Here is a 6,773-nt window from a genome sequence, read left to right on the forward strand (position 1 = left end):
CCAGGAACCGGCCAGGCCTGGATGCGTCGGTGTTGGGAGTGGCGTCCGGTGCCGGCCGGTCGGTCATGGACCCATCATGCACGACGTCCGGCGAAGGCCGCCTGGATCACCCGACTTGTCTCGATACGATGGCCGGATGGCATCGCAGCGGCGCTCTCCTCGCTGCTCATTGCCCTCGCCACCGTCATCGTTGTCGCCGTCGTCGAAGCCAACTACGCGCACGCCCGTGAGGCAGTTCTGACCCAGGAGCGTCACCGCAGCGTCATCGTGGACGTCGAGCCGAGCCGCGGCAGCGACACGTACTTCATCGAGGCCGACGGGCAAAAACAGATCATCGATCATACCTTCATCCGGTCCGGCAGTTCAGTGGGTGAGCCGGTGGAGTACGTGGTGGATCCCGTGGACGAGTCGCACCTGATCGCGGTGGGCACGCCGGCCGACTGGAAGGACGTTCCTTGGTACCGGTCGGCTTCATTCCCGGTGGCGGTGGCCCTCGCCCTGATGTTCATTGCGATGACGTGCGGCCGCTTCATTCCCGAAGACCTGCAGGCAGCGGCGGAGAAGCTCGTGCCTCGGCCGAAGAAGTTCACGGGCCGGCGAGCGCTTCCCCGGCGTGATGGCGGGACCGGCTGCCACGTCCGGGGGCGGTAAGCTCGCCGAGCGGCAATCGCGCCGAAGGGTCGCGGCGGAACTCGGGGCGTGCGGCGACCGCCGGCTGCCCTCCGGCACCGCTACGCTGTCCGGATGGGGACTCGGATACGACGGATCAGGAACGACCTGCGGAGGAAGTTCGCCGCACACTTCTACGGACTGCCGCTCGGCCTGCGCCGTGGCGCGGCCGTGCTGTTCGCGCTGTTGATCACTGTGATTATGGTGGCCTTCTGTGTCGGCAGCTACGCGCAGTTCAAGGAGGCCGGCGAACTCGTCAGAACGCAGGATCACCAGTCCGGCGTCATCGTCCATAGCTACCAAAGTGGACGATCCGGTGACCACACGTACTACGTTCAGACCGACGAGGGATCGCGGTCCCGAGAGGGATGGCAGAGAGTGCGCTACCCGGAGTTCCTGCCGGATAAGCATTTGAACGCCGAGGTGGAGTACGTTGACGATCCCGGGAACCAGGACAGCGTCATCGCGGTCGGCACTCCGGAGGACTGGGAGCGGATGTCCGCGGGGGAGCTTTGGCTGCAGGTAGGGATGGGCGTCGGCGCCCTCACGGGAATCATGCTGGTCTGGGAACGCCTCGCCCCCGAAGACGCCCGCGCGGTGTGGAAGAAACTCTTCCCGAACAGGAAGTACTGGCCTGACGTGCGCGACAGCATACGCCTGGAAGCAGCCCGCCGTGACGCCACGCCCGGTGATTAGTCAGCCAGGCTGATCGATGGGGGCGTCTTCGCTTATCGAAATCGGTGCAGCCGGTGAGCAGGCTCGAGCCGAGCAGGATGACGATCAGTGCGGTGACGACGGCGACCTGAAAACGGCTCGCCTTTCGCTGCGGGGCGGGAGGATTCATGGTGCTGCGTGGCATGCGGTTCCTTCGGGATGGGTGGGTGGATGGGTGGCGGTCAACCGAACAGGTGGACGGCGTCGGTGTATTCGGCGATCCGGTCTCGAGCAGTTCGCCGGTATGGCTGTAGACACGGAACTCGGCGTCGTCGGGAACCTGGCGACGGTAATGCGGGGCGAAGAAACGGTGCCTAATTTGCGTGCAAGGGTGAGGTCATGAAGAAACTCATTGCACCCATCGTTTTTGCTTCTGCTCTCGCTCTCACCGGGTGCGGCGGATCAGGCGCCGCTCCAGCCGAGTCCAAGTCCGCTACGACCGAATCGCCGGCCGCCGAGGAAGCGCCTCAGGCCCCCGATTTGACCGGCGCATGGAAGCAGAGCAATTCCAACAGCGAAGATTCTTACCAGCAGGCCATGATCACCGGTGACATGATGACCATTGATTGGGTTTCCGATGGCGGGGATACGACCTCGGTCTACTGGGTCGGGACGTTCGAAGCGCCGACCGCTGCGGACGAGCCGTACACCTGGACCTCGCAGAGGGACGCCGCAGCTACCGACACGGCGCTCATGGCGTCCACAGATGACACCAAGGAGTTCACGTACGAAGACGACACGATCAGCTACAAGGTCAGCGCGCTCGGAACTACGGTGACGGTGGAGCTCAAGAAGAACTAGCAGGACCGGAAGACCGCCCCGGGTCCATCACCTAGGGCGGTCTCTCTTGCATCCGGGTTCGGTGAAGCGCGCCTGTGCGGGATTAGAGAGCACAAGCGCCAGGCTGAAGCCGTCGCGGCCGAGATCTAGGATTGGCGAATGGGGAAGCACGTCTCGAATCAGTCCGGCGCCGGAGAGGCCGCATTCGCGCTAGTCGGCGTTCTGGTGTGCTTCGTGCCCGCCGCGGCCCTGGGCTGGATTCTGGGCGACTACCCTGACCGGATGGTGTGCACACCGGAGACCGGGTACGGCTCGGGCTGCTATGAAGGTGCCCTGCTCATCGTCGGCCTCCCCGCGGCGTTAATCTGCCTGGCGTGGATAGCTCTTTCCGTCCTGGCGACCGTCAAGGGGCGGCCACATCTCACCGGTCATCAGAAGTGGTGGCCCGTCGCGGTGCTTTGCACCTTGGTTGCAGGGACAGTCGCGGCCAACGCCCTGTCCGCATGGATACAGCCAGGCAGCGGGATCTAAGAAACCGGACGGCAGCAGCTAGGCGGCGGTCTCCGCAAAAGGTTCCTGGATGGACCGCCACACTGGGCGGAATAGGTCGGCGATCTCCTCGCGCGCTGAGGGGGCGCGGTCTATTCCGGTTGCAAGAGCAGGTCGCACTCACACCGCCGCAAGGCCGCCGACGGCCCAGGCAAGTGTCAGCATTCACCGCCGCGAGACTTGACTGTTAATTTTCCCCAATCGCACGAAAATGTTCAGCGTTCTCCTAAACGCTGCTTCACTTTCCCACGCGGGTTGTGACAGATCGGTTGAGTGCGTTAAAACTGCATAAAACCTCTGTGATTCCTTGGCTTCGGCAGGCGGGCTACGGGATATCGTGTTTTCCGAGGAGATATGGGATCGGTGATTGCGCGGTGTGACGGATGTTCACGCGCCGAAGCCGAACCCGAAGATGATCACCTGGACGATATGGCCCGCATCTGCCTGACTACGGTGCGGATTTAAGACACCATCCGGAGGCAGTGGCAGTGGATCCACGCCCGGAATAGGGGGAGCAGCTGGACCCCGTGGTGACACCGTATTGCGTGGGCCTGACCACCGTATTTCTGTCACTGAAGGATGTTTTAGGCGGGGTTGGCCGCCGAATTGTGGATATGGCGCTTGCTGGAGGCGCCCGAAGGCTGGGAAATCATGAAAATTAAAGCTGGTCTCATCGCCGCGTTCACCGCGGGGCTCCTCTTTACCGGAATTACCGTTCCTGCAGACGCAGGGACCACCTACACCACGAATCTGCGGGCCGCGGCCCGCGCCCTGCCCCTCGCCGCAGAGAACAATCTTGGCTATGACCGGGCCCGGTACTTTGGCAGCGGCTGGACCGACACGAACAGGGACTGTCAGTACACCCGCGCCGAGGTCCTTATCTCAGAGACCAGGGTGGCGCCGACCTACAGTTCCAGCGGGTGCACAGTCACTGTCGGCCGGTGGGTCACGAGCTGGGACAACAAGGTCCACACCTCGCCCACCACGGTGCAGATCGACCACTTGGTCCCGGTGGCCGAGGCCTGGGGCTCCGGTGCCCGGAACTGGACGCAGGCCCGCAGGGTCACGTTCTACAACGACCTCTACCCTCATTCGCTGAACGCGCAGACGAACCTGCTGAACCAGCAGAAGCAGGCCAAGGGCCCCGAGGACTGGATGCCGCCGGCCAACCAGTGCTCCTACATCGCCCAGTGGGTCATGGTGAAGACGCGCTGGGGCATGACCGTCGACTCACGAGAGAAGGCTTTCCTGGTTCAGAAAGCCGACCAGTGCCCGGCCGCCTCACTCACGGTCGTCAAGTACTGATCTTCGCGGCCGCATCCGGGCAGCGCGCTGCCTGGCGGCCACGGATCTTCCGGTCGATCACCGCGAGGTCAAGGGACAGGTCATGGATCGCCCCGGCCGGCAGGCCGTCTTTCACCTCCCCGTGCTGGAAAGGCCCGTTTCGATGTCCTGAGCGATGAGGAGGTAGTTCGTGGAGCGGATGCCGAAGTCTTCGGGGCCAATTAGACCCCTAATTGTGATCAGTCCCTGACCGACCAGGACCCGCCGCCGGCGATAAAATATTCACCTTGGATGAGGTGGTTGGCATGGTGGTTGGCTCGCTCCGCCGGATGGTTCTAGCTCTTGGAACATCGCTTGCCCTCTTATCTGGGTCCGTGACCGTGGCACCGCCGGTTCACGCAGCGCCCCTCTATGGTCACGATGTGTCCTGGCCGCAGTGTCCGTCCTCCGTCGGCGGGTTTGGTCTGCCTCTTCCTCCGGTCTCCACCCAGTTCGTCATCATTGGGCTGACGAAGGGTTTGCCGTTCACCGAGAATCCTTGTCTGGCAAGCCAGGTCAACTGGGCCAGAACGAACAACAAGAAGACCCATGGTTACGCGATGGCTGCGTTTCCCACCGCCGCGCAGTTGAGTACGTACGGCGCCCGGGGACCGTGGACCGCCACCACCCGGGCCGCACAATTGTCGAACGTGGGCTACGCCGAGGCGAAGTTCGCCGTCGCCAGCATGAGCCGGGTCGGGTTCCGTCCGCCGGTCGTATGGATCGACGTCGAGCCGCGTCCGGCTCAACCCTGGCCCACGAGCACTGCCGCTCAAAAGCGAGATAATCGGCTCATCGTCGAGGGGTTGATGCGCGGCCTCCGTGACTCGGGGTTCTCCTATGGGCTGTACTCCTACACGGCGGGTTGGGCCGACATCACGGGGTCGTGGCGGTTGCCGGGGGTGCCGGTGTGGGCCACCGCTGGCAGGCTCGACTATCCGGGCGAGGCGCTGGATCGGTGCCGGCAACCCAGCTTCTCTGGCGGCCGGGTGTACCTCTCCCAGTGGTACGACGACACACGGGATTACGATCTGACGTGCGAACCCTACGCCTTCACGCCCTTAGCCGTCCCGGCATCGACCCTCTCGCGGTCCACCGCCGACTTCGACGGCGACTGGAACAATGACCTGCTGGCCCGGGTGACGGCGACCGGAGATCTCCGGCTGTACCGGGGGAAGGGGAACGGCACGGTATGGGCTGGTGTACGCATCGGAGCGGGCTGGGGCGGGCAGAACGCGCTCGAGACAGCAGGAGACTTCAGCGGTGACGGAAAAGCCGACGTGCTGGCTCGTGAAGCAGCCACCGGGCACCTGTGGCTGTACCGGGGGAACGGTACCGGCGGATGGCTGCCACGAGTACGGGTGGGAACCGGCTGGAACGGGTTCAATTCCATCGTGGGGCCGGGCGATTTCAACGGAGACCAGTTCGTCGATGTTCTCGCACGGGAGCGGTCCACCGGGCACCTGTGGCTTTACCGGGGAAACGGTACCGGCGGATGGCTGCCGCGGGTCCGGGTGGGAACCGGCTGGAACTCATTCAATGTCATTGTCGGCCCGGGGGACTTCAACGGCGACGGACATGTTGACCTCTTGGCACGCGAAACCGCGACTGGATACCTATGGCTGTATCCGGGAAACGGAACCGGTGGATGGCTGCCGCGCGTCCGGGTGGGATCAGGCTGGAATTCACTCACCGCGGTGATGAGCCCGGGGGATTTGAACGGCGACCGTACCACCGACGTGGTGGGACGGGACCGTCAGGGCAACCTGTGGCTGTACCGGGGCAGCGGGTCAGGCGGGTGGCTGCCTCGAGTGCAGATCGGCAGCGGGTGGAACGGAATCAACCCGATCTTCTGAACTTCATCGCAGTTTCAACGCAAAGACAGTCCCAACGCACCAGCCGGTGGCCGCCCCGGCAGCCAGTTCGGAGCGGCCGCGGCAGCACTAGGCGCTGGCGCCATCAGGGATGCCACGGGCCAGTACACCTACGCCTGGTTCGGCGCGGCAGCCATGTGCACCATCGCAGCAGGCATCAGCGCCACCATCCGTAAGTAGCGCAGCATCGGACAGACCATTCCTGACTCACCTGCGGAATCGGTAAGCCGGTGAAGGCGTGCCGCGACCTGTTTCAAGCCGCCATGAGAACAGCACCTTCCGAAGCCGGCGGGAATTGAGCGGGCCCACCTCCGGCCCGAACCTTTACCATCAGGGAGGAAGGTGCCGCGTGCGGTCCGTTGAGACCGGGGACGACGGGAGAGCAGGGAGGCCGTATGCCCGAAGGAGACAGCGTCTTCCGGCTCGCGGCGCGGCTAAGGAAGTCGCTCGACGGCCGCAGGCTGAAGCGCGGGGAGTTCCGTGTCCCCGCACACGCCACGGATAGCCTGGACGGCGCGCTGGTGAAAGAGCATGTGACGCACGGCAAGCACCTGCTGACCCGGTTCGAAGGCGGCCTCACCCTGCACACCCACCTGCGGATGCAGGGGTCGTGGACCGTCACCGCGCCAGGCCGGAGGCTTCCCCGCACACTGCTTCCGGACGCGCGCGTGATCCTCGAGGTCGACGGCGGTCCGACGGCGTACGGGATGAACCTGCCGGTCGTCGATCTCCTCCCCACGGGTGCAGAGGACGTCGTCGTCGGGCACCTTGGCCCCGACCCTTTGAGAAACGACTGGTCTGCGCAGGAAGCGGCCCGGCGGCTTCGCCAGGACCCGGAGCGACGCGTCGCCGCTGCCCTCCTCG

The 6,773-nt window shown here is 64.5% G+C and carries 8 protein-coding genes; 7 read left to right on the top strand and 1 reads right to left on the bottom strand.

Features of this window, described 5'->3' with window-relative positions; genetic code table 11:
- The 5 genes from QZX79_RS13765 to QZX79_RS13785 form a co-directional block, all read left to right on the top strand.
- Positions 1-651, top strand: a 651-nt coding sequence (locus tag QZX79_RS13765) for a hypothetical protein (RefSeq protein WP_294568990.1), incomplete at its 5' end; no start/stop codon positions are given.
- Between the two features lie 93 nt (positions 652-744).
- Positions 745-1,365 carry a hypothetical protein gene (locus QZX79_RS13770; protein WP_294568992.1) on the top strand — a complete coding sequence of 207 codons (621 nt, stop codon included), beginning with the start codon at positions 745-747 and terminating at the stop codon, positions 1,363-1,365.
- A gap of 357 nt (positions 1,366-1,722) precedes the next feature.
- Positions 1,723-2,184 (top strand): hypothetical protein, encoded by a 462-nt coding sequence (locus QZX79_RS13775; protein WP_294568994.1) that lies wholly within the window; start codon positions 1,723-1,725, stop codon positions 2,182-2,184.
- Positions 2,185-2,322: 138 nt separating this feature from the next.
- A complete protein-coding gene (locus QZX79_RS13780) occupies positions 2,323-2,694 on the top strand; it encodes a hypothetical protein (RefSeq protein WP_294568996.1) in 372 nt (123 codons plus the stop codon).
- Between the two features lie 669 nt (positions 2,695-3,363).
- The gene (locus QZX79_RS13785; RefSeq protein WP_294568998.1) at positions 3,364-4,017 is read left to right on the top strand and encodes an HNH endonuclease family protein; all 654 of its coding nucleotides are present in this window, start codon (positions 3,364-3,366) and stop codon (positions 4,015-4,017) included.
- Here QZX79_RS13785 and QZX79_RS13790 read toward each other — a convergent pair.
- Complete coding sequence (locus tag QZX79_RS13790; protein ID WP_294568999.1) at positions 4,007-4,132, bottom strand: hypothetical protein; 126 nt, start codon at positions 4,130-4,132, stop codon at positions 4,007-4,009. The two genes, QZX79_RS13785 and QZX79_RS13790, sit on opposite strands and share 11 nt — an antisense overlap.
- A gap of 286 nt (positions 4,133-4,418) precedes the next feature.
- On the opposite strand from QZX79_RS13790, the gene QZX79_RS13795 reads away from it, so the two are divergent.
- The gene (locus QZX79_RS13795; protein WP_294569000.1) at positions 4,419-5,891 is read left to right on the top strand and encodes an FG-GAP-like repeat-containing protein; all 1,473 of its coding nucleotides are present in this window, start codon (positions 4,419-4,421) and stop codon (positions 5,889-5,891) included.
- A 413-nt stretch (positions 5,892-6,304) separates the two neighbouring features.
- The coding region (locus QZX79_RS13800) for a DNA-formamidopyrimidine glycosylase family protein (RefSeq protein WP_294569001.1) at positions 6,305-6,773 on the top strand (469 nt) is incomplete at its 3' end.

The organism is uncultured Arthrobacter sp. (assembly GCF_902805515.1).
GTDB lineage: Bacteria > Actinomycetota > Actinomycetes > Actinomycetales > Micrococcaceae > Arthrobacter_D.